Annotated in this window: 19 protein-coding genes and 4 pseudogenes; 6 read left to right on the top strand and 17 right to left on the bottom strand. The window is 69.2% G+C overall.

Annotated features, from left to right (window positions below; genetic code table 11):
• Nucleotides 1–143: 143 nt before the first annotated feature.
• Complete coding sequence (locus tag ACFY0F_RS26135; protein ID WP_388798909.1) at nucleotides 144–1,031, top strand: polysaccharide deacetylase family protein; 888 nt, start codon at nucleotides 144–146, stop codon at nucleotides 1,029–1,031.
• A 371-nt stretch (nucleotides 1,032–1,402) separates the two neighbouring features.
• Here ACFY0F_RS26135 and ACFY0F_RS26130 read toward each other — a convergent pair whose 3' ends face one another.
• The 4 genes and pseudogenes from ACFY0F_RS26130 to ACFY0F_RS26115 form a co-directional block, all read right to left on the bottom strand.
• A complete protein-coding gene (locus ACFY0F_RS26130) occupies nucleotides 1,403–2,173 on the bottom strand; it encodes a DJ-1/PfpI family protein (RefSeq protein ID WP_388798906.1) in 771 nt (256 codons plus the stop codon).
• The gene (locus ACFY0F_RS26125; protein ID WP_388798903.1) at nucleotides 2,170–3,195 is read right to left on the bottom strand and encodes a GlxA family transcriptional regulator; all 1,026 of its coding nucleotides are present in this window, start codon (nucleotides 3,193–3,195) and stop codon (nucleotides 2,170–2,172) included. The genes ACFY0F_RS26130 and ACFY0F_RS26125 overlap by 4 nt, the downstream gene beginning before the upstream one ends.
• A 691-nt stretch (nucleotides 3,196–3,886) precedes the next feature.
• A pseudogene (locus tag ACFY0F_RS26120) lies at nucleotides 3,887–4,443 on the bottom strand (IS5 family transposase); the annotation flags it as partial.
• A 443-nt stretch (nucleotides 4,444–4,886) separates the two neighbouring features.
• A pseudogene (locus ACFY0F_RS26115) lies at nucleotides 4,887–5,018 on the bottom strand (IS5/IS1182 family transposase); the annotation flags it as partial.
• A gap of 213 nt (nucleotides 5,019–5,231) precedes the next feature.
• On the opposite strand from ACFY0F_RS26115, the gene ACFY0F_RS26110 reads away from it, so the two are divergent.
• On the top strand, nucleotides 5,232–6,029 hold the full coding sequence (locus ACFY0F_RS26110; protein WP_388798900.1) for an SDR family oxidoreductase: 798 nt from the start codon (nucleotides 5,232–5,234) through the stop codon (nucleotides 6,027–6,029).
• Between the two features lie 343 nt (nucleotides 6,030–6,372).
• Here ACFY0F_RS26110 and ACFY0F_RS26105 read toward each other — a convergent pair whose 3' ends face one another.
• Nucleotides 6,373–6,912 carry a cysteine hydrolase family protein gene (locus tag ACFY0F_RS26105; protein ID WP_388798897.1) on the bottom strand — a complete coding sequence of 180 codons (540 nt, stop codon included), beginning with the start codon at nucleotides 6,910–6,912 and terminating at the stop codon, nucleotides 6,373–6,375.
• A gap of 433 nt (nucleotides 6,913–7,345) precedes the next feature.
• Between ACFY0F_RS26105 and ACFY0F_RS26100 the strand changes: the two genes are divergently transcribed.
• Entirely contained in the window at nucleotides 7,346–7,852 is a 507-nt protein-coding gene (locus ACFY0F_RS26100) for an RICIN domain-containing protein (protein ID WP_388798894.1), read from the top strand.
• 9 nt (nucleotides 7,853–7,861) lie between these two features.
• Here ACFY0F_RS26100 and ACFY0F_RS26095 read toward each other — a convergent pair whose 3' ends face one another.
• Nucleotides 7,862–8,128: a hypothetical protein gene (locus ACFY0F_RS26095; RefSeq protein ID WP_388798891.1), complete on the bottom strand. Its 267-nt coding sequence runs from the start codon at nucleotides 8,126–8,128 to the stop codon at nucleotides 7,862–7,864.
• Between the two features lie 124 nt (nucleotides 8,129–8,252).
• Between ACFY0F_RS26095 and ACFY0F_RS26090 the strand changes: the two genes are divergently transcribed.
• The gene (locus ACFY0F_RS26090; protein ID WP_388798888.1) at nucleotides 8,253–9,287 is read left to right on the top strand and encodes a helix-turn-helix transcriptional regulator; all 1,035 of its coding nucleotides are present in this window, start codon (nucleotides 8,253–8,255) and stop codon (nucleotides 9,285–9,287) included.
• 32 nt (nucleotides 9,288–9,319) lie between these two features.
• Here the strand turns inward: ACFY0F_RS26090 and ACFY0F_RS26085 are convergent.
• The 3 genes and pseudogenes from ACFY0F_RS26085 to ACFY0F_RS26075 all read right to left on the bottom strand — a co-directional run.
• Nucleotides 9,320–9,583: pseudogene (locus ACFY0F_RS26085) on the bottom strand (LysR substrate-binding domain-containing protein); the annotation flags it as partial.
• A gap of 345 nt (nucleotides 9,584–9,928) precedes the next feature.
• Nucleotides 9,929–10,594 (bottom strand): hypothetical protein, encoded by a 666-nt coding sequence (locus ACFY0F_RS26080; RefSeq protein ID WP_388798885.1) that lies wholly within the window; start codon nucleotides 10,592–10,594, stop codon nucleotides 9,929–9,931.
• Nucleotides 10,595–10,826: 232 nt separating this feature from the next.
• Nucleotides 10,827–11,135 carry a hypothetical protein gene (locus ACFY0F_RS26075; RefSeq protein ID WP_388798882.1) on the bottom strand — a complete coding sequence of 103 codons (309 nt, stop codon included), beginning with the start codon at nucleotides 11,133–11,135 and terminating at the stop codon, nucleotides 10,827–10,829.
• 506 nt (nucleotides 11,136–11,641) lie between these two features.
• Here ACFY0F_RS26075 and ACFY0F_RS26070 point away from each other — a divergent pair.
• Nucleotides 11,642–15,811: a beta-galactosidase gene (locus ACFY0F_RS26070; RefSeq protein WP_388798879.1), complete on the top strand. Its 4,170-nt coding sequence runs from the start codon at nucleotides 11,642–11,644 to the stop codon at nucleotides 15,809–15,811.
• A 142-nt stretch (nucleotides 15,812–15,953) separates the two neighbouring features.
• Here ACFY0F_RS26070 and ACFY0F_RS26065 read toward each other — a convergent pair whose 3' ends face one another.
• The 7 genes and pseudogenes from ACFY0F_RS26065 to ACFY0F_RS26035 all read right to left on the bottom strand — a co-directional run bounded on the left by ACFY0F_RS26065 (nucleotide 15,954) and on the right by ACFY0F_RS26035 (nucleotide 20,259).
• Nucleotides 15,954–16,199 carry a DUF5133 domain-containing protein gene (locus ACFY0F_RS26065; RefSeq protein WP_388798876.1) on the bottom strand — a complete coding sequence of 82 codons (246 nt, stop codon included), beginning with the start codon at nucleotides 16,197–16,199 and terminating at the stop codon, nucleotides 15,954–15,956.
• A 176-nt stretch (nucleotides 16,200–16,375) separates the two neighbouring features.
• Nucleotides 16,376–16,588 carry a helix-turn-helix domain-containing protein gene (locus tag ACFY0F_RS26060; RefSeq protein WP_388798873.1) on the bottom strand — a complete coding sequence of 71 codons (213 nt, stop codon included), beginning with the start codon at nucleotides 16,586–16,588 and terminating at the stop codon, nucleotides 16,376–16,378.
• A gap of 120 nt (nucleotides 16,589–16,708) precedes the next feature.
• Nucleotides 16,709–17,074, bottom strand: a complete 366-nt coding sequence (locus ACFY0F_RS26055) for a gas vesicle structural protein GvpA (RefSeq protein WP_388799261.1) — start codon at nucleotides 17,072–17,074, stop codon at nucleotides 16,709–16,711.
• A 226-nt stretch (nucleotides 17,075–17,300) separates the two neighbouring features.
• A pseudogene (locus ACFY0F_RS26050) lies at nucleotides 17,301–17,757 on the bottom strand (respiratory nitrate reductase subunit gamma).
• Nucleotides 17,757–18,272: a nitrate reductase molybdenum cofactor assembly chaperone gene (gene narJ / locus ACFY0F_RS26045; protein ID WP_388798870.1), complete on the bottom strand. Its 516-nt coding sequence runs from the start codon at nucleotides 18,270–18,272 to the stop codon at nucleotides 17,757–17,759. The pseudogene ACFY0F_RS26050 and the gene narJ overlap by 1 nt, the downstream one beginning before the upstream one ends.
• Nucleotides 18,269–19,345: a 4Fe-4S dicluster domain-containing protein gene (locus ACFY0F_RS26040; RefSeq protein WP_388798867.1), complete on the bottom strand. Its 1,077-nt coding sequence runs from the start codon at nucleotides 19,343–19,345 to the stop codon at nucleotides 18,269–18,271. The genes narJ and ACFY0F_RS26040 overlap by 4 nt, the downstream gene beginning before the upstream one ends.
• 743 nt (nucleotides 19,346–20,088) lie before the next feature.
• Nucleotides 20,089–20,259, bottom strand: coding sequence for a DUF5670 family protein (locus ACFY0F_RS26035; RefSeq protein WP_011113206.1), 171 nt, complete (start codon nucleotides 20,257–20,259; stop codon nucleotides 20,089–20,091).
• 263 nt (nucleotides 20,260–20,522) lie between these two features.
• Here ACFY0F_RS26035 and ACFY0F_RS26030 point away from each other — a divergent pair, with 263 nt between their 5' ends.
• Nucleotides 20,523–21,014 (top strand): hemerythrin domain-containing protein, encoded by a 492-nt coding sequence (locus ACFY0F_RS26030; RefSeq protein WP_388798864.1) that lies wholly within the window; start codon nucleotides 20,523–20,525, stop codon nucleotides 21,012–21,014.
• 31 nt (nucleotides 21,015–21,045) lie between these two features.
• On the opposite strand, the gene ACFY0F_RS26025 is transcribed toward ACFY0F_RS26030, so the two are convergent.
• The gene (locus ACFY0F_RS26025) at nucleotides 21,046–22,008 is read right to left on the bottom strand and encodes a YihY/virulence factor BrkB family protein (RefSeq protein WP_388798861.1); all 963 of its coding nucleotides are present in this window, start codon (nucleotides 22,006–22,008) and stop codon (nucleotides 21,046–21,048) included.
• Between the last annotated feature and the right edge of the window lie 23 nt (nucleotides 22,009–22,031).

Raw genomic sequence — 22,031 nt, 5'->3', positions numbered from 1 at the left:
CATAGCCGTCTGGCTGACCCGGCTGCTACCGGATTGTTGGGAAACCCTTACCGGTGCCTTCCCGGTCGTGAATCTTCGGCCCGTACCGTGGCGGTGTTCCGGCGGCGGCCCGCCGCAGACCTTTCGACCAAGTGGGAGTGTGGATGACGACGGGTCGCCGGGCCGTGCTGGCCGCCCTGGTGGGTGGCGTGCTCGCCGGATGCGCAGGCCCGAGGAGCGCGGCGAGCGAGGCCACGTCCGGGCAGCCCACGGTGCCCGCACCGAACGCGACGCCCGCGCCGAACGCCACCGCGGACGCTGCGGCATCCACTCCCTCGCCGACGGCGGTCACCCGTGCCGAGATCGTGGCTCGTTACGGACATGCCGTGCCGCGTTCCTGGGGCTTCGATGGCCCCGGCGTGGTGCACGCGCTGCCGAGGGGGAGGCGTGAGATCGCGCTGACCTTCGACGCCTGCGGCGGCCCGGGCGGCAGCGGTTACGACCAGGCTCTGATCGACTTCCTGCGCAAGCGCGAGGTACCGGCGACTCTCTTCATCAACTCCCGCTGGATCGGGGCCAACCCGTCCCTCTTCCGCCGACTGGCCGCCGAGCCGCTGTTCGAGATCGCCAACCACGGCACCCGGCATCGTCCGCTGTCGGTCACCGGGCGCTCCGCCTACGGCATTCCCGGCACCCGTGACGCCGGGGAGGTGTACGACGAGATCGCCGGCAACCGCGCCGAGCTCACCCAACTGCTGGGCGCTCCGCCGCGCTTCTTCCGGTCCGGCACGGCTTACTGCGACGACGTCGCGGCACGGATCGTCACCGACCTGGGAGAACGCTTCGCAAGCTTCTCGGTCAACGGCGACGGCGGCGCCACCTTCACCCCCGAACAGGTCCGCACCACCGTTGCGTCCGCGCCCGGCGGCTCCATCGTCATCTGCCACATGAACCATCCCGAGGGCGGCACCGCCCGGGGCATCACCGCCGCCGTACCGCAGTTGCTGGCGAGAGGTCACACCTTCGTGCGCCTGTCCGACGCGGTGCGCTGACCAGCGCCGCGGCAGACGAGGCTTGCCCGTCAAGGAGCGTGCCGGGCGTCGCGAAGGGGTGAACGCTGCCTGTTGCCCACTGGCCGACCGGCTCCGCCTCGCACCACCGAGGCGATCAACTGGTCCGTGACGGCGATGGGGAGGTACCAGTACGACTTGCGTTCCCGGGCCGCGCCAGGGCGTCCCGTATCTCCTCGGGCGGGAAGGGTGCCGGTTGTGGAAGCCGTTGGCGGCGACCACGAAGGGGGTGCCGCGGCGACTGACCATCACCGGACGCGCCCGGCCTGCCGCCACGCTGTTGCCGAGCCGCGAAGGGCTGCGCCCGCGTCGCACCGCCCGTTCATCGGCTCATGCGCACAAGCGCCCGTCCCCTATACCTGTGATGCAGCGAGCAACTGCAGGGCACGCTCTTTCATCCGGGGACTGGCGTCTGAGGCGTTGCCGGAATCGAAGGGGGGCTGGGGGTCGTACTCGATGGCGAGTTGGATGGCCTGGGCCGTGTCGTCGTCCGCGAGCAGGGATGCAAGGTACAGGGCCATGTCCACTCCCGCCGATACCCCGGCCGCGGTGATGACCTTTCCTGAGCGCACGTAGCGCTGCGGCACGTAACTGACGTCGAACGTGGTCTGGAGGTAGTCGGCGGAGGCCCAGTAGGTCGTCGCCTCCCGGCCGTTCAGCAGCCCGGCCGCCGCGAGGACGATGCTGCCGGTGCAGACGGAGGTCGTCCACTGCGTGTGGCGGTGCATCTCGCGGATCCAGCGCAGGAGCGGCTGGTTGTTCATCGCCCCGACGGTGCCGCGGTTGCCCGCGCCCGGGACCAGCAGGACGTCGAGTCGGTCGACCTCGGCGATGGAGCGGTCGGCGACCACGGCGACGTCTGCCGTGTCCGTGCGGACGGCTCCGCGTTGCTCACCGATCATGGTCACGGTGGCGTCCGGCAGCCGGGACAGGATTTCGGCCGGGCCGGTGGGGTCCAGCAGGCTGTAGCCGTCGTACAGCAGGATGCCGATGTTCGGGCCCGTACCGCCGCTGCGCGGGGCCGCGTGCGCCGCTTCGGTCCGGGCGGCCGTTGCCGTGGCCGTGAGTGCGGCGGTGGCCACAGTCCCGCGCAGGACGTTTCTGCGTGTCGTGGAATAGCTCATGGGCCAGGAGTCTTCTGCCTTGGTGCGTAACGTGGGAGCGGCATGTCCGGCATCCTGCGAAGTCTGTCCCCCGTGACCCCGTAGTGGTCGAGGAACGCCTGCCGCAGTGTCTCCGCCGACCCGAACCCGCAGCGGCGGGCGATCGCCGCCATGGGCAGTGCGCTGGAGCGCACGAGGTGCGCCGCCGCCTCGGCGCGTGCCGCGCGTACGGCCCGGGCGGGAGTGGTACCGAGGTGGGCGGTGAACAGGCGGGTCAGGTGCCGGGGACTGATCCCCGCCCTGGCTGCCAGGGCCGTGAGGGTGAGGTCTTCGGACAGATGGCCCGCGATATGGCCCATCAAGTCCTTCACCAGCCGATCCTCCGGCGGTGGCGCTGCCAGGAACATCGATATCTGCGCCTGGTCGGCGGGCCGGTGCAGGTGGGTGACGAGTTCGCGGGCGACGGTCCGGGCGAGTGTCGGACCGTGGTCGTCCTCGATCAGGGCCAGCGTCAGGTCGAGGGCGCTGGTGACCCCGGCCGAGGTGTAGACGTTGCCGTCACGGATGTAGAGGGGACTTGTGTCCACGGCCACGGTGGGGTGGCGCTCGGCGAGCCGGTCTCCCCATCCCCAGTGGGTCGTCACCCGTCTGTGGTCGAGCAGCCCGGCGGCGGCCAAGACGTAGGCGCCGGTGCAGACGGAGGCCACACGTCGGCTGTGCGCGGCCAGCCGGCGCACCTGGCCCAGTAACCGCTCGTCCGCCGCCGCGTCCTCGCAGCCGATGCCGCCCACGACCATCAGCGTGTCCAGCCGTCCCACGACCGTCTCCAGGCTCTGCCCCGCTGTCAGCAGAACCCCGGCCGAGCTCCGGACAGCCCGGCGGCCGACGGCGCCCAGCTCGATGGCGTAGGGCGGCTGTGCGCCGTACCGGTTGGCGATGTCAAGGGCCCCGCTGGGGCACGCGATGTCGAGGATCTGCGCGTCGTCGTAAGCGACGATGAGAACCCGACGCTGACGCCCATGCTCGTTCTTACCCTGCTTCAAGCCCCCAGCTTCACTTCTCTCGTCGGGCTCCCCCAGAGGGCCGTGCCCGAACCGGACCGAGGGCCTCGGGCGGATCCGCTCCGGCGGTTCCTCAACCACCACACGCCACTGCCGAGCGCGCGGCCAACCGCGACAGTACCCAGAGTACGGCCATGGGCATGCCGTCGTCGTTCTTCAAGTTGTTCGCTACCGCCTGCGTGGGCGACTTCAGCACGCGGCTGCCGCAGTCACAGCCGCAGTCTTGGTCGCCCGGGCAGCGGTCCTGCACCAGGCCCACCGAGCTCACGCGGCCCGTGCTGCCCGCCCACCGCGCGTTCGGACGGCACCACCCGCCGACCGGTCCGCGTTCTCCGCAGCTGATGCCGCCCCTCCTGCCAGCCAGGACGCGGCCATCTGCGCTGTACGAGAAGCTGAAGAACACGTCCGCCGCAGCTGGCGGCAACTCCAGGCACGCACTGACCTGCCGGAGTGACCGAAGGTGAGCGCCGCAGCCGCCACGCGACGGCTGGCGCGGTGGTGACCGAGTCAGCTGCGCGTACCGGTCGGGAAGGTGCTGCTGCTGCCGGCCCGTGACGTCAGCCGGTTGCAGGGGAACGGACGGCGAGCAGGGCCCGGTCGTCGGGGAAGGCTGTGTCGGGGTGATGGTGCGGGAAGCGGTCGCAGGGCCAGATGGCCTAGGCGGCTTCCTCGCCGACTTGTCACTCAGGACCCGTGCCGGTGTCGTGCGAGGTCGGCCCGTGACGGCGCGCGGGATGCGGATGCTGTTGAGGACCTGGGCGAAGGCGGTGGCGTCGTTGACGGTGCCGGGCGCGAGCACGATGGACAGCGGGAGGCCCCGCCCGTCGACGGCAAGGTGCATCTTGGTGGTCAGCCGGCCCCGGGACCGGCCGAGAGCCTGACGCGCCTGCGAGCGGTCCGGATCTTCCAGTTCATCCCCGTCTGCGCCCCCCTTTTTTTTGCGGGCGCCGGCCGCGTACTGGTGGGGCCGGTTGATCGTGGAGTCGACGGAGACGGTCCACTCCACCCGGCCCACCGCGTCGTCGCGGACCTGCACGTGTTCCAGCAACTTCGCCCAGGTCCCGTCCGCTTCCCAGCGAGCGAACCGCTCGTAGACGGTCTGCCAGGGTCCGTACCGCTCGGGCAGATCACCGCACGGAGCCCCGGTCCGCATCCGCCACAGCACTCCGTTGACCACCTGCCGGTGATCACGCCACGGTCGACCACGCGCCCATCCACCCGCGGCAACAGGGGCTCTCTTCGCTCCTATGCCGCGTCCGTCAGCTCACCTCGACCAGCCAGAAGATCAATGATCGGAGCGCTCGTGCTCGGACTCCCACGCGGGGTCCGTCACGAAACGGCTCAGTCGGTAGGTGGTCGGCAGCGCAAGGCGCCCGCATAGCGTGTCGATCCGGATCATCTCCCCATCGACTCCTGCCTCCCGAAGACCGCGCAACCGCGTTCGCATCTCCGCCTGGTCCTGAGTCTCAACGACCACTTCCCACTGTCCCGCGTCCGGCGCAGCGCGAGCAGCGAGCCGCTGCCGCGCGTCCTCTTGCCGCCTCGCTTCTCTTCCGCTGTCCCGGCACCCGCCCAGAATCACTGACTGCCGTCAGGACGGCAAGGCAGCTGGACCGAACACGCACCCGCTCGCTGATCATTTGTCAGACAGGCCCTGGGCAACGTCTTGTCGATCAGGTGTCGAGCCAGATGAGTGTGCTGGCCAGCGTGGTCGCTGCTCGGTAGCGGGCGGGTTGTTTGTCGTAGCGGGTGGCGATGCCGCGCCACTGCTTGAGTCGGTGGAAGCAGCATTCGACGACGTTGCGGCGCGCTCATGTCCCAGAGCTCGCCGACCAAGGAGTCGCCATGCCAGACCTCGTATGCGGCCGCTTCCCCCACTTGTCCTCCCCGCTGTCTTGTCCGATGATCTATCGGCGCCGAACACCTGCCATCGCTGCGGGCGTCGCCGACGGCTCGGGGTGCGGGCATCCTTACCCCCAGGGCGTGCGGCACGCCCACGGCTGGGAGGTATGAAGCCCATGGGACTCCTCGACGGAAAGACCGCGCTGATCACCGGTGCGGGCACGGGCATCGGCCGGGAGACGGCGCTGCTGCTCGCCGAGGCGGGCGCGACGGTGATCCTCGTCGGACGTCGGCCGCACGTCCTCGAGGAGGTGGCCACGGTCGTCGAGGACGCCGGTGGCACCGCCTTCACCCGCCCCACACACGTCGAGGACGCCGGGGAGGTCCGAGAGCTCGTCGAGTGGACGAGGGAGGTGGCGGGGCCCGTCGACATCCTGGTCAACAACGCGGGCGGCGCGAGCAGGGTGCGCGACGTCCGCTGGATCAGTGAGGCCGAGTGGAACGCCGTCATTGGCGTCAATCTCAACGCGGTCTATCTGCTCACCCAAGCCGTCCTCCCGGACATGCTGACGCACGGCGGCGGCACGGTCATCACCATATCCTCGCTGGCCGCTGAGCGGCCCACCCTGCTCGGCGGAGCCCCGTACGGCGCGGCGAAGGCGGGCGTGCGCAACTTCATGGCGTATCTGCGCAACACCTTCCGCAACGACCTGGTCCGCGCCACCTGCATTCTGCCCGGCGAAGTGAACACGCCGATCCTGGATGACCGCGCCGTCCCGCCGGGCGAGGAAGCGCGGGCGCGCATGGTGCAGCCGCAGGACGTGGCCCGAGCCGTCCTGCTGTGCGCCACGCTCCCGCAGTGGACAGTCGTCGAGGAACTGGTGATCGCACCGACCCTGGTGCGGGACACATCCGCCGACGTCGAGGGGAGCCGCTGGATCGGGGCCCCGGACGACGCCTGCGACGTGCGGTGATCAATTCCGGTCGTCATGGCCGTGTCCTGGGTTCGGAGCTGGTTGACTAGGGCCTGTCCGGCGGATCATGCCGCAGGGCACGGGCGGTGCCTCATCGGCGCTGGTGAGCGGGGCGAATGGGGGTGGCCCCGCGCGAGCTCATTCGAGCGTGGGGGAGCGTCCGGCCGCAAGGCGGAGGAGGGCGCCGACGCGATGGGGGCCCCCCGCGCGAGCTTGTTCGAGCGTGGGGGAGTCGGCAACCGACGACAACGCCGGTGGGGGCACCGCCCGCTCGAGCGAAGCCGAGAGTGGGGCAGGGCGTGCCAAGCCCCGCGTCTGCGGCATGATCCGCCGGACAGCACACCTAGCGCGGCCACAGTTCGTCGCTCGAGCACACCCGGGCGCTCATGTTGCGCTCCATCATGCACAGCGCCGCGTCCGCCAGATCGCGGTGGATGTGGGCCACCGCGTCACGGGGGATCGTCACGTCGAGATGGCGGATGTGTGCGTCCAGTGCCGAGTAGAGCACGCACTGCTCGGTGACCTGACCGCACAGGACGAGGCGGTCGATGCCCTGCTGGGAAAGGAGGTAGCCCAGCGGTGTCTCGTAGAAGATCGAGTGGCGGGCCTTGACGATGAAGAGCGAGGAGCTGTCGGGCCGCAGCGGCTCGACCAGAGAGGCGTGCGGCCCGGCAAGCGCCTTCTCCAGCAGTTCGCCATGGTGCGAGCGCCATTCGCCGAAGTTGTCATTGACGTAGATGACCGGCGCGTCGCTCTTCCGGGCCCGCTCCAGTAGCGAAACGACCCGTGGAACCACCTCGGCCACCGAGGGCAGCAGCAGGTCGGCATCGGGGTGGTCGTAGGTGTTGATCATGTCGATGACGATCAGTGCGGTCTTGTCCATGATCTCCGTAGAGCCCTTCCCAACGCGATCAGCCTATCGCGTCCTGCCAGGGCAAGCATGTCAACCGGGGCTTCACTGGTGCCGCCGCCTTCGGCAGCCGGTCCGGCTGCCCAGGACGGGAAGGACGGCTGTTTACGGCTGAAAGTGCTACACATGGCCCTGGATGTGGCGGTCGCCTGCCTGGTAGGCCGCTGCCTGTGACATGTCGAGCAGATACGGCTCGGACCGGTTCGAGACGCCGACCGGTCAGTCCCACCTGATCCGGGGCGTCCGGGTGGTGAGGACAGCGCCGGCGCCGGCGCGTTGTCACCCCCCTATTTCTGGGGGATTCACGCGCCTTCCCGGCCAGGGCATCGTCCAAGGTGCAGCGGACTTTGTGCACGCTCGGCACGGTGGGAGCCGGGGATCGCCGGGGAAGAACGGGAGTTGACTCATGACCGCACGACGGACTCTGACATCGCTCGTCACCACCGCACTGACGGTGTCGGCCATCGCGCTGGCCGGCGCGCCCGCCCAGGCTGCGGGCGCCACCAACATTCGCGTCTGGAACTCGAACCACTGCCTCGACAGCGACGTCGGCAACGCCGCGAGACTCCAGATGTGGAGTTGCGACAGCGGCTCCGACGAGGAGTGGCTCACAGAGTACTGGGGGAACGGCCAGTATCGCTTCATCAATCAGCAGACCGGAAGGTGTATCACCGCTCCCTCGGGACTCGCGGCGGGCGCCATCACGTTGTTGCCGTGCGACCCCGTCGTGAGCACCCGGGCCATCCAGCTCTGGCACGCCTACGCCACGCAGCCCGGGGACCCGACCGTGGCGGTGTGGCAGAGCGCGGAGAGCGGCCTGTGTCTGACCACCCCGAGTGTGGCCAACCGGACGATCCCGCAGACCCTGGGCTGCGACACCTCCGACCGGTACGACTGGTGGCAGCAGCAGTGAGCTTGTCGATCAACCTCGGCGTTCGAGGAGTCGGGTGAGTGATTCCGTGGGCCGGCAGAGCCACTGCAGGAGTGGGTTGGTGACGACGAAGAAGTGGGCACTCACCCGCCCTCGCTCCTTGTCCAGGATCCGCGGGGCCCCGTCGCGGTGGACGTAGCGGAGATAGCGTCGGTGGATCGGTGCGCCCGCTATCAGGAGTACTGGTGAGGCCACGAGGAGGGCCAGCGGGATCAGGGCTCTCACGGCTGTGAGCTTGGCTCTCTCCTCATAGCGCATGCGGTCAGTGTGCTGGTGCCCGTTCCTCCGGGGGAAGGTTGCATACGCGCCACTGAGCGCCGCCTGTCGGCCAACGTGCCGAAACCGTGGTCTCGGAAAGGTGCACCGATTCCACACTCCTTTCATGCATCCGGACCTGGAACTGATCTCCCGTACGTTGCCTTCAGCGACAGCGGAGGCGGCCACCGTTCCCGAACTGGGCACGGTGATTTCACGGCACATCGCCCGGCTCGTGCCGCACGACGGATACATGCTGAGAGGAATTGACCCGCTCACGGGCGCGGCGTGTTTCCTGGCCAAAGAACACGGTTACGGAGCCGCCTTCTACCGTGCCCTGGAAACGGAAGAGATCCTCGGCCACGACCAGCACACCGTAGCCTGCCTGGTCAAGAGCGTCCGTCCCGTCGCAGTCCTCGAATACGACGCACCGGACAGACGGCACAGCGTTCAGCACGAAGAGATCATGAGCGTGACCGGGGTAGGCAGCGAAATGCGGGTCGCGCTGACCCTCAACGGGATGCCGTGGGGGGTATTGGTCCTGCTGAGAGGGACAGACAACAGACCCTTCTCGACGGCCGATGCCGTGAATGCCGGGCGCCTCTCCAGCCCCTTGGCCGGAACGCTGAGACAGTACGTCGCCGGTCGGTTCCTGCGTCCCGTCCGTAGCGCACCCGCGCCAGGTGTCGTGTTGATCGACAGCAGCGACACCATAAGAGCCGTGACCAGAACCGGCCGCGAATGGGTGCGCAGGCTCGTTCCGGAGAATGTGACGGCCGACGAGGACGAGATATTCGCGCACGTCTGGAACATCGCCCTCGCGGCACGACAGCCGGGCCGTCAGGCATTGAGCCGTATCCCCGGACCTGACGGGTGGATCGTATTGCAGGCCCAACCGCTCGACGAGCCAGGCCCCGGCGGTGTGGCGGTGACCATCGAGTCCGCGTCTTCGGACGTGCTGTTACCCGCTGCGGCCGTCCTGTACGGGATCACTGCAAGGGAGCAGACGGTCATCAGGCGGGCGCTCGACGGACTGGCCGTCAAACAGATCGCCCGCAGTCTGAATCTTTCCTTGCACACCGTCAACGATCACTTCAAAGTCATTTACCGAAAGACCGGAGTCAACAGTCGGGAGGAACTCATCGCCAGCCTTTCGAGATGACCCGTCCGGCAGCGTAACTGTGCGCGGGCGGATCACGGAGACGTGCCGGCGGCGGCGCTGTCGCGCAGGAAGCCCGCGAACGCCTGGGCGGCGGGGGTGAGGACGTGGTCGCTCATGCGGACGAGGAGGATACGGCGTACGGGGGGCGGGAGTTGCAGGGGCAGGACGCTGACGCCGGCGCGGATGCCTTCCAGGGCGAGGGTGGAGGCGAGGGCGACGCCGATACCGGCGGCGACCATGGCCTGGGCCTCCTGGTAGTCGTGGGCCTCGTAGGCGATCTGCGGCTCGAAACGCGCATGCTGAATGTGAACACCGGGGCCGTCTCACCGGCACCATCCCCACCCCCGGGCGTACGGCACCCGACGAGGGCACGGCCGTGGTGCCGGGCACCCCCGAACCGCCGGCCGGGCCCGCATCCGGCGCGAAGCCCGAGGAGACCGAGGCGGCCGATCTCAGGGCGGCGGCTGGATCGGACCGCGACCCCGTGCCCACCGCCGACTGACGTCCCGGCCGGTCCGGGGCCTGTGTTCCGGACCGGCCCGGCCACCTGCGGCCTCCCTTCGCCTTCGGCGGCTTGCGACTCGGCGAGCCCGGCCCGAGGCCGGTGAAGGGGACGCGATCGTCTTCTGCGCGGGCGGCTCTTAGTGCTGCAGCGCCGGTGATCCGGTGGACGCACGTCGTGCGGCGCTGCGGTAGGCGGAGATGCCCAGAGCGAGCATCCAGTAGCTGAAGACCGCGCCCATCAGGGCGGTGGTGCCCCAGCCGTTCGCCGCGTAGAAGTGTGCGGGGGTGTTGCCGAAGAACAGAGACGGCACGAAGACCAGATTGAGCCCTGCCAGGAGGAAGGCGGAGCGGTGGGTCCAGCGCGGCAGCAGGTTCGTTCGGGAGATTCCGCAGCCCACGGTGGTCAGGAACAGCGCGAGCATGAGGCGGTCGATCGACCCGTAGAGGATGTAGGTGCCGCTGACCGTGATGGTCGGGTCGATCGGATGGTCGGCGGCGATGACCGCGCCGGCTTCCAGACCGCTGGAGACCAGGGTGATCGTCGCGTAGACCAGCCCGGCGGCGAAGGCCAGCGTGCCGACCCATTCGTAGGCGGGGTTCACCGCTTTGACCAGTTCACGGAAGGCAGTCACGAAGACGATCAGCAACGCCAGGGCGAGGATTCCGATCAGCAGCCTGGTGAGGACGTTCGAGTCCGGCGGTGGACCGGAGTAGATGAAGTACAGGGGTACTTCGACGATGAAGGCGGCCGCAGTGGCGATGCCGGCGAGGCCTGTCAGCCGTCTGGCGACGGTTTCGTTCATGGCTGTCCCCCTGGGGTTCCGTGTGGTGGGTGCCCGGTTGGTGCGGCGACATGAATACTGCCGCTCGCGGCGCTTGTCGTCGCTGGGCCTGGACACCGGATGGGGGGTGGCCCTGCCGACACCCCTGCCCGAAGGGGGGCCATGGCGCCCGCTGCCTGAGGGGTGCGGTCTTGGCCGAGGCCATACCCTTACGGCGGGTCGTCTGCGTGGATGTGGAGACGATCCCTGCCGCTCAGTCGGCATGGGCGATCGCATCGAGCTGTCTGTCCAGCCGCTCAAGGTCGGGGTGGCCCAGGAGTTCCTCGAGGAGGCGCTGCCGCATCTCGTGGATGTAGGCCTCGGTCAGCTCCTGCGGCGTCACTGCGAGCCCTTTCGCCACACTCGCCGTGGTCGCCTCGTCCAGGCCGCCGGCCAGGGCGATGGCTGCCAGGATCAGGATCCTCGCCTCCGTGTCATGTGTGGTCAGGTCGTAACCGGCCACCCGGGCACGGTCCAGCAGCCAGCGGGCGAAGCGGCTCTTCGCGATCTCGTCCCGTGACATGGGCGTCTCCCTCCATCGGCCCGGGCAACGCCCCGGCGAAGCCTTCGTCGACCAGGGCGCGTGGCCCCTGGATGCCGTTCTGTACCTGAGCGAGGCCGGAGGGCGCGGTCAAATGCCCTCACAGCTCTGGTCGGTGACATGTCGAACGCGCCCGCCGGACGCCGTGCCCTCCAGTCGGCGGCCCGGCTCGCCGGCCTCCCGGCGGCCGGAGCCGAGTCCGACTGACGTCCCGTCGTACGACTGTCCCGGCGATCCCCTCGATGCACAGCACGGTCTCCCCCACATACGTGCCGGCCCCGCCACCCTGCTCAACAAGACGATGCCTCAATCACTCCAGTCGGTGGGCGCCCGGGCGGCGCTGCGCCGGGGGCACTGGTTCGAAAGAGCCGGCCCTACTGTCTCGACCGTGTCCTGCCGCCCCATTGTGTTGCGCCTTACGCCCCCCTACTGTTCGACTTTGCCTGAGTCTGTTTGATGCTGATTGCTCAGGCGGTATGGAGGCCGCAGTGCGGGGTAATCGGATCGGTTCAGAAACTGCGAGACCCGGACGCAGTCGGTGGTGGAAAGCGGTCCTCGCGACAGCCGCGACCATCGCCCTCGCCGCGGGCATGACCGCGCCCGCCACGGCGCAGGAGGCCGGTGGGCGGGACCCCGCCGCCCCAGCCGCCGGTCCGCAGGCGCACACGGTGAGTCTCGACGGCTACTCCTTCCTCGTCGACGGCAAGCGCACCTATCTGTGGTCCGGCGAGTTCCACTACTTCCGGCTCCCGAGTCCGGACCTGTGGCGGGACATCTTCCAGAAGATGAAGGCCGCCGGGTTCAACTCCACGTCGCTGTACTTCGACTGGGGTTACCACTCGCCGAAGCCGGGGGTGTACGACTTCAGTGGGGTGCGTGACGTCGACAAGCTGCTCGACATGGCCCAGGAGGCCGGGCTCTACGTGATCGCGCGCCCGGCGCCGTACATCAACGCGGAGGTCGACAGCGGCGGCCTGCCCGGCTGGATGACCACCAAGGCCGGACACAACCGCAGTGACGACCCGCAGTTCCTGAAGTACGCGGACGAATGGCTGACCCGGATCGACCGGATCATCGCCCGCCACCAACTGACCAACGGCACCGGATCGGTCATCGCCTACCAGGTCGAGAACGAGTACTACAACGGCTCGGACGCCGGACGCTCCTACATGAAGCACCTGGAGGACAAGGCCCGCGCCGACGGCATCACGGTACCGCTGACCGGCAACAACAACGGCACGTTCAACTCCGGTACCGGCGCCCTGGACGTCGACGGACCGGACTCCTACCCACAGGGCTTCAACTGCTCGAACCCCTCGAAGTGGAACGGCGTGCCCGACATCGGCTACGACCACCCGGACGGCAAACCGCTGTACTCGCCGGAGTTCCAGGGCGGCGCCTTCGACCCCTGGGGTGGGCCGGGCTACGACAAGTGCGCCCAGCTGATCAACGACCAGTTCGCCAACGTGTTCTACAAGCAGAACATAGCCGTCGGCGCCACCGCGCAGAGCTTCTACATGACCTACGGCGGCACCAACTGGGGCTGGCTGGGTATGCCGGAGAATTACACCTCCTACGACTACGGGGCCGCGATCCGCGAGAACCGCCAGCTCGATCCGAAGTACTACGAGGACAAGCTGATCGGATACCTCACGCAGTCGGTCAGCCCGCTGACCAAGACGGAGGCGGTCCGGGCCACGCCGCCCGACGACTCCGCGGTCGTCGACACGGCCCGCATGAATCCCGACACCAAGACGCAGTTCCACGTCGTGCGGCACGGGAACTCCACGTCCACCGCGGTCGACAAGACCCACATCGCGCTGGACTTCGACGCCCAGCCGTCCGCGGACACCCACTACACGTGGGACGACCCGGACTCCGCGCTGCAGTACACCGGTTCGTGGTCGCACGTGGCCGACACGAGCTACACCGGCGGCGACTACAAGCACACCGAGTCGTTCTCCAACAAGGCCGGTGACTCGGTCACCGTCCCCTTCGACGGCACCGCGATCCGCTGGATCGGCTCGAAGACCAACAACCACGGCAACGCCGACGTCTACCTGGACGGCACCAAGGTGGCGACGGTCGACGACTCCGGTGGCGAGAACCAGGCGGTGATCTTCCAGAAGACCGGCCTGTCGCCCGGGGCGCACACGCTGCAGATCGTCGTCGACGGGAGCCACAGCTCGGGGTCGACGGACAACTACGTGTCCATCGACGCCATCGACGTGCCGACGGCCGCCACCGCGACGCCGACCTACCCGGTGGTGCCGCAGCAGCCGGGCACCGCGATCACCCTCGACGGACGCGACTCGCACGTGATCGTGGCGAACTACCGGCTCGGAGACTCGCAGTTGCAGTACTCCACGTCGGAGATCATGACCCACGCGAACGTCGGCGACCGGGACGTCGCCGTGCTCTACGGCGCCCCGGGCAGCGACGGCGAGACCGTTCTTCGCTACTCCTCCAAGCCCACCGTGACCAGCAACGGCGGCACCGTCACGACGACCTGGGACGAGGCCACCGGTGACCTCCGGCTGAACTACACGCACAAGGGCCTGATCCGCGTCGAGATCAGCGGCGGCGGATCACGCCCGCTGCTGCTGCTCGTCGGCGACAAGGCCACGGCGGAGACGTTCTGGCGTCAGGACACGGCGAGCGGCCCGGTACTCGTGCGCGGCACCCATCTGCTGCGGACGGCGACCAGCCTGGACGACGGTCGGACCCTGGCACTCACCGGCGACAACGCCGACGACAAGAACATCGAGGTGTTCACCTCCGCCGAGCACGTCACCTGGAACGGCAGGACGTTGAAGAGCCGGGCCACCGGCTCAGGGAGCCTCACCGGGACGATCCCGGTGGCCGCCCCGGTCCACCTGCCGGCGCTGACGAACTGGAAGCACGCCAAGGAGTCCCCCGAAGCGGCCCCCGGTTTCGACGACTCGAGCTGGCAGGTGGCCAACAGGACGACCACGAACAGCGTCTCCGGCGTCAACTCGCTGCCGGTGCTCTATGCGGACGACTACGGCTTCCACACCGGCAACACGTGGTACCGCGGTCGCTTCCGCGCCGGCGGCAAGGAGAAGGGAATCCACCTGGTATCGGATTCCGGCGGAGACGCGCAGGCGTTCTCTGCTTGGCTCAACGGCACCTTCCTGGGCAGCTCCACGACAGGCAGCGCCGACTTCACCTTCCCGGCCGGTTCGGTCAAGTCCAAGGGCGACAACGTCATCTCCGTGCTCACCGTGAACATGGGGCACGAGGAGGACTACAACTCCACCAACGGCAACAAGACCGCGCGCGGCCTGACCAGCGCCTCCCTCGCCGGGGCGCCACTGACCTCCGTCACCTGGCGGCTGCAGGGCGTACGAGGCGGCGAGGAACTGCAGGACACGGTGCGCGGACCGCTCTCCACGGGCGGCCTGTACGGCGAGCGGGCCGGCTGGTCCCTGCCGGGCTATCCCGACGGCGAATGGAACCGGATCTCCCTGCCGACGACCGACACCCGTCCCGGCGTCTCCTGGTACCGCACCGACGTGAACCTGGCCCTGCCCCGCGGGCAGGACACCTCGCTCGGACTGACGTTCACCGACGACCCGTCACGCAAGTACCGTGCCACGATCTTCGTGAACGGCTGGCAGGTCGGCAACTACGTCAACTACCTCGGCCCCCAGAGCAGCTTCCCGGTCCCCAACGGGATCCTGCACCCGAACGGCAGGAACAGCATCGCGATCGCGGTGTGGAACCTGGACGGCAGTACCGGCGGACTCGGCAAGGTCTCGCTCACCGACTACGGCAGCTTCGCCTCGTCCCTGCGCGTCGCCCAGAACGACAGCCCCCGCTACGACCACAAGAAGTACGCGATGCCGAAGCGGCCGGGGGCGGACGTCACCCTGGACGTGGCGGACACCGCGCAGTCGGAGCAGGCCTTCACAGCCGAGGCGACGGTGCGGGTGCCCAAGGACGGACCGTCCGCCTCCCGGCTGACGGCCTCCCTCTCCGCGCCCGACGGCTGGAGCGTGAGGGCCACAAGCCCCACGTCGGTCAAGCGACTGCGCCCCGGCGAGTCGGCCGCCTTCACCTGGAAGGTCCAGCCGTCGGCCGGGAAGCTGCCATCCGCCTCGGCACTCACCGCCACCGTGCACTACCTGCAGCACGGACGGCAGGCCACCGGCAGTGACGAGCGCGTCATCGGCGGGATCCCGCCGGCTCCGCCGGCCGGCAAGAGCGCTGTGAGCGACCTATCGTTCTTGTCGTCCACCAACGGGTGGGGTCCGGTCGAACGGGACAGCAGCGTCGGCGAGCAGGCGGCCGGGGACGGCCGTCCGATCACTGTCGCCGGCGTCAGGTACGGCAAGGGCCTGGGCACCAACGCGGTCAGCGACGTCGAGCTCTACCTCGCGGGAACATGCTCCCGGTTGACGGCGGACGTCGGTGTCGATGACGAGACAGGCGGTGCGGGCACGGTGACGTTCTCCGTGATCGCCGACGGCAAGACCTTGGTGACCACGCCGACGATCCGCGGCAAACAGGCCGCGGTGCCGATCGACGTCGACGTCAGCGGCGCACAGGTGGTCGACCTCAAGGTCGGTGACGCCGCCGACGGCAACGGCAGCGACCACGGAGACTGGGCCATGCCGACGTTGACGTGTAGCTGAGTGCCACCGGGCGCCGGCCGCGCAACGTCGGCGCCCGGTCACCGCAGGCGTACTCACCGGCCAGGGCTCGCAACGACTCCTTGGGCTCCCAGTGCCAGGGAGAATCCGGCGCCGCCGGACGGTTCCCGGTCCCTTTGAGAGGTCAGGCAGCCAGCGTCTGGGTTGCTCGAGCGGCCGTACGACGGTCCGCTCGCATCCGCTCCAGGAGGGCGTCGGCCGCGATGAGGGCCTGGTCCACCGACTGGGTGCCGGTCATGGCGCACAGCCTGTGCGAGGTGTCTTCCAGTTCTCGGCTCGAGTGGCCGGTGGGATGCAGGTCATGCCGGAAGCGGGCATCGGCGAAGCGGGCCAGTACCGCACGCAATTCATTCTCCGCAGGCAGCAGCACAGCGACAGTCCTTCTCGATATGCGGGCCCCTTGACCGGGCCCGCGTCACGGGTGCAGGCGAACAGGTGGTTCCGCCGGGAAAACTCGTGTGCCCTCAATCGATCACCGCATGCACTCCTGCCGCGCCGGTGGCCGACCCGGTGACGCCTCTCGGCGCCCGGTTGCCGCGGCTTCTGTCATGGCGCCGACCGGGCAGCATCGGTGCGCACATCGCCTCCGCGGGCCCTGAGGCGTACGCCCCCTTCGATGAGCACGCGGTGCACGAAGCCGTAGGACCGCCCGTGGGCCTCGGCTATGGCCCGGATCGATCGGCCCTCGTCGTACTCCCGAGCGAAGGTCTCGGCCAACCGCGCGCGGGCGCCGCCTGTGATCCACTTCCCCTTCTGCACGAGGTCTCCTCTCACAAGGTCGTCATGTGATCACCGGTTGCCCGTATCACCGATACTCATGTGACGATCGGGTGGGCGCTCATCTGTCCTTCACCTCTCCCCGCCCACGGCCCGGTCGCCCTAACGCTCCCGGCTCTCCTCCCGTGCCTGCTGGAAGGCATCGGAGATCGTCTGGGCGGCGCCGGACAGAGCGCCCTTGGTCTTCCCGCGGGCGCCGGACTCCGTGAGCTGTCCCGTGAGCTCCGTGAGCCCGGCCGGCTTGCGCGGCCCCGCTTCCAGGTCGAGGCGGTTGCACGCCTCGGCGAAGCGAAGGTAGGTGTCGACGCTGGCGACCACGATCCGTATGTCGATCTTGAGTATCTCGATGCCGACGAGGGAGACCCGCACGAAGGCGTCGATCACCAGTCCGCGGTCGAGAATGAGTTCCAGAACGTCGTAGAGGCCACTGGAACCGCCCCCGCCACCCTGCTGTGTCGCCACGGTCATCGCGACCAACCCCTCGTCGTCTGAGTTCTGCACGGTCTCGTCGGCGGAGACCGTCGACAGGATGCGAGTAGCCCCCACGGACGGCGACCAAACACCAGTACGATCAGCCTGGGGATCCTTCCGTCACCGAATGATCCGGTGAGGGCTGCGTTCTCGCACTCCTCGCCCCAGCCGGCGGCCCGGCGCCCCACCGGTGCGGGCAACCCGCGCACCATGGCCGGGTCGGTCAGCGCACGGACGGTTGCCGACGGGACCGGTGGGCGCTGGGCGTCCGCGTCGGGTGAGCGGTGGAACGGCCACGGGAACGACAGACGACATAGGGCCTGGTGACGTAGCCGAGCGGCAGCGTGAAGGCGTGGACGAGGCGGCCGAACGGCGACAGGTCGAAGAGGGCCGGCGCCAGGAGTGCGTGCACCTGATACACGAGGGGTGCGTGTGCCATGGCGTTGATGTCCGGGTCCTTCGGGGACGAGCAGCCCCATGGTGTGCCCGCCGATGACGAGGAACAGCGCGTAGTGGAAGAGCGGTCCGCCGATGCCCAGCAGCCGGGACTCGTGGAGTTGGCTGGATCGGGTGGTGAAGCCGAAGCGGTCCTAGCGGTAGCGCCAGGCGGTGCCGGTGACCAGCGTGGCCAGGGCGACGTAGGGCAGTACGCCCCACAGCGCGATACGCAGGTGCGTCATCAGAGGCGCACTCCTTCGTCGAGGGTGGTCCGGACGGCCCGGATCACGTCGAGATAAGGGCTGCCCTGAGCGGCCAGGCCGGCGGCGAGCAGGGCGAGGGCGCCGCGGTGCTCGTGCAGCACGGCACGGCCGACGGCCGGGCAACGCGCCGCGAACTCGAGGACGGAAGGGAGGTGGTCGGGCGGTTCACCGTCGGACGGCTCCCAGCCGCACTGCCGGTAGCGTGCCTTGAGTGCGGCGAGTGAGGCGCCGCGGCGGCGGGTGTCTCCGTCCGTGTAGTGGGTCAGGTGGAGGGTGCGCCGGCGGCTGCGGTCGAAGGTGGTGACGTACTCGGCCGCGAGGTCGAGCAGGGGGATGCCGGCGGTGCGGCGGCAGAACCGCAGCAGCGGTTCCGTCGCCGGGCCGGGAAACCCGCCGAGCGATTCGATCACAAGGGCGCGCTGCGCCTCCCAGCGGTGATCGGGGTACTGGAGGAGCAGGGAGGCGGCCTGGTGCACCGCGCGGTGCTGGTTCATCGAGACTCCGCCTTCCGGTCGGGGAAGAGGCCCCGCGGCCGGCCGCGGCCGTTCCAGTCGAGGAGGTTGACCCTGCCGCGCAGCCCGTCGGCCGCTCCGCCGCCCGCTCCCGTCGCAACGGGCGGGGCGTGGAAGGCTTCCGTCGCGTCCGTGCCGTACATACCGGGGCCGCCGTCGTGGTCCAGGCTGCACCCCGGGCCGTCCGCCCCTCCCCCGCCGGGTTCCGCGACGTAGGTCGTGGGGATGACGTACCGCTCCTCGTACTTGGCAAGGGCCGGCAGTCGGTACATGGCCTCGATGGACCGTTCGTCCATGCCCACACTGCGGGCGATGGCCGGATCGAGTTCCTCTCCGAGGTTGACGCGGCGCATGTGGGCGCGCATCGCGGCCAGGCGGCACAGTGCGGCTTCCACGGGCGCGGTGTCGCCCGCGGTGAACAGGCCGGCAAGGTATCCGAGGGGGATGCGCAGGGAGTCGATCGCGCCGAAGAGGGCCGACGGGTCCTCCCCGTCGTGGCCGCTGCGGGTGAGCGCCTCGACCACGGGAGAGAGCGGGGTGACGTACCCGACCATGGGCATCGTCCGGTACTCGGGATGCAGGGGGAGGGTGACCCGGTAGGTCGTGATGAGATCACGGACCGGGGAGCGACGGGCCGCCGTGATCCAGTCGTGCGGGATGCCCGACTGCTCGGCGGCACCGACCACCTCGGGGTCGTCCGGGTCGAGGAAGCGGTTCAACCGGGCTTCGTACAGGTCGTGTTCGTCGTCGACCGAGGCGGCCTCCCCCACCTTGTCGGCGTCGTGGAGCATGACGCCGAGGTAGCGCAGCCGGCCCACGCAGGTCTCCGAGCAGACGGTCGGCTCGCCCGCCTCGACGCGCGGGCAGCACAGGGTGCACTTCTCGGCCTTGCTGGTGGCGTGGTTGAAGTAGACCTTCCCGGTGCAGTTCACGCCGTGTGTGGAGCGGACCACTTTGTCGTGCGCCCAGCGCTCCCAGTAGGGAGTGTCATTGACGTCTTGATCCGTACGGAATTCCGCGCGCAGGTCCGGTGTGGTCGCGGTGCGTCGCAGCATCCCTCCCGCTCGCAGAAGTCGATCGGCGGCCAGTGCCGCCGCTCGTTCCACTTCCCGTCGGGCGCCGCGCCGTCTCACCGTGATCACTCCCTCTGTAGCCGGCAGAGCACGCAGGCCCCGACGGTCGAGACCGTCGGGGCCCGCCTTCCGTTTCTGTCAGCGTCGACCACTGTGACCGAATGCGTTCGGACGACTACGCGGAGTTGATGATGTCTATACGGTGCTTTTCTTGCGCTTTGCAATGATTGTGCACGCCATGGGGGAGGTGCTGCCGTCCCCCGGAGCGCGCCGGGCTGGTACCGGCACTCAGGGCTCTGACGACAGGCGCCGCCGGCCTCGAACTCGGTCTGGACCCCGTCGGCGAGGCCGGCCGCCTCGCCGGAGTCGTCGACGATCCACTCAACCCCACGCCGTAGGACTGCCCGGCGGGCAAGGCGCGGGCTTCGTACGGCAGGACCGGCGTCGACCGGGCCTGTCCTGGTCGACACGTCGGTGAGCGTGCCCCGCCTGACGCAGGGCCGGGCAGCCGGGCCGCCGCGCGCCGAGCCTGCCCGGACGAGGGGGGCTGGGGTCCGGTGGATGGAGGCGCAGGTTCCGCTGCTTCACCGGGCCCCAGCTATGAGGCCTGGTGCCCATGAAGGTGCCGATTACACCGATTTCACCGGACGGGATCTCCTGGCTCCGGCACGTCTGCGGGCCCCGGGAACACCCGGGGCCCGCCGACATGACGTGTACCGCTTGGGCTACCAGCGATACCAGCGGCCCTTACGGCCGCCGCTGTCCGCGGTCCGCACCACGAAGCCCAGCAGCCAGACCACCAGCACGATCACGGCGATCCACCACAGTGCCTTCAGCGCGAAACCCGCACCGAAAAGGATCAGAGCCAACAGCAGAACGAGAAGCAGGGGAACCATAGTTATCAACCTCCGACGCTCCGGATGCCCGGCCAATCGAAGAACACACGGTCGATTTCCCTGGTTTCTTCACCCCTCTAGCGGACACTCGGCACACTTTCACCACCGCACACGGTTTCCTCCGCCGCGTCAGGACGATGCCGCGGTGCGGCCGGACGGGTCATCGACGGAGCGTCGTGGCCGCAGAGCCGGGAGCCATCAGTGCGGACGGTGAGGGTAGGCGGTAGTGACCCTGATCCTTCGCATGAAAGTGGTGCTCTCCCATGACCAAGACAGAGGACGTCGTCGAGCTCATCCTGCAGGACCACCGGCGCATGGAGGACCTGTTCCGTCTGATGCGCAGCGTCGAAGCAGACCGGGCCGCAGCGCTCAAGGAGTTCGCGGAACTGCTGATCGCCCACGCCCTGGCCGAGGAGGCCAAGGTCTATCCCGCCCTCAAGCGGTACAAGAACATCGACGACGAAGAGGTCGAGCACGGCGAGCACGAGCACGACGAGGGCAACAAGGCCCTCCTGGACCTCCTGGAGGTCCAGGAGGTCGGCTCCGAGGAGTGGGACTCGAAGCTGGAGGACCTGGTGGAGGCCGTCACCCACCACGCCGACGAGGAGGAGCGCACCATCCTCAACGGTGCGCGCGAGAACGTGGCGATGGAACGGCGCGAGGAACTCGGGGTGGCGTTCTGGGAGGAGCGCGAGCGTCAGCTGAAGGCCGACTGCGGTTCGGTCGACAACGTGCGCCGCATCGTCAACTCCTGACCGGGTACCGCAGCGGCGTCCCGCGCCGGGGTCAGGGCCCCGGTCCCGGGCCCGGTTGTACGGCCCGGCCCAGCCCGGCGCGCGCCGCCTCCAACTGCGCGGCGAACGCGATGCCCAGGAACAGGGCGATCCCCGTCAGGTTGGCCCACAGCAGCAGGGCCACGAACGCGGTGAGGGGACCGTACACGGCGCCGAAGGCGCCGCTGCGGGAGACGTAGAGCGTCAGCAGCCAGGTCGCGGCCACCCACAGCACCAGGTGGACGGCGGAACCGAACGCCAGCCAGGTGTACCCGGGCTGGTCGCGCCGCGGTGACCAGCGGAAGATGACGGCCGAGGCGACCCAGGCGAGGGCCGTCCCCACGGGCACCTCGAGGGCGCCCCACCACCCGGGCGGCCCGGGCCGGTGCAGCGCCTCGGCCGTCGCGGAGGTCACGGCCTCGCCGGCCACCAGCACGAGGAAGCCCAGGACCATCGGGACGCCCGCGGCGAAGGCGAGGAGCACGGCCCTGCCGTACTTCCGCGGGAAGGGCCGGTCCCGTTCGATGCCGTAGATGCGGTTGGCACCCCGTTCGACCTGGCCCATGGCCGAGGCCAGGTTGAGGACGGAGAAGACCAGCCCCAGAAAGAGCGCGACCTTGCTCCAGGTGCCGGAGCCGGCGGTACGTCGGGTGCCGCGCAGCGCGTCCTGGATCACGTCCGCGCTGGCTCCCGGCACGATCCTGCCCAGGGTCAGTTCGATGATCCGGCCCACGCTCTCCGTGTGCGCGGCCGTGGCCAGTCCGACGAGCGCGATGGTGAACGGCACCATGCCCAGCACGATCTGGAAACCGAGGGCGCGCGCGTTGGTGAAGCCGTCGGCGTAGCGGAACCGGGAGAGGGCGTCGAGCAGCAGCCGCACGCCCCCGTAGCGGCGCAGTGCGGTGAACGCCTCGTCGCCGGAGAGCTCGTCCCCGATCATGTCCCGTGTCTGCGGGACATGGACCACCGTCCCCATCGTCCGTGACTCCCCTCATCCGT

The organism is Streptomyces sp. NPDC001544 (assembly GCF_042894285.1).
Classification (GTDB): domain Bacteria; phylum Actinomycetota; class Actinomycetes; order Streptomycetales; family Streptomycetaceae; genus Streptomyces.
Note: the sequence above shows the minus strand (reverse complement) of the source record. Positions and strands in the feature narration are given on the sequence as shown.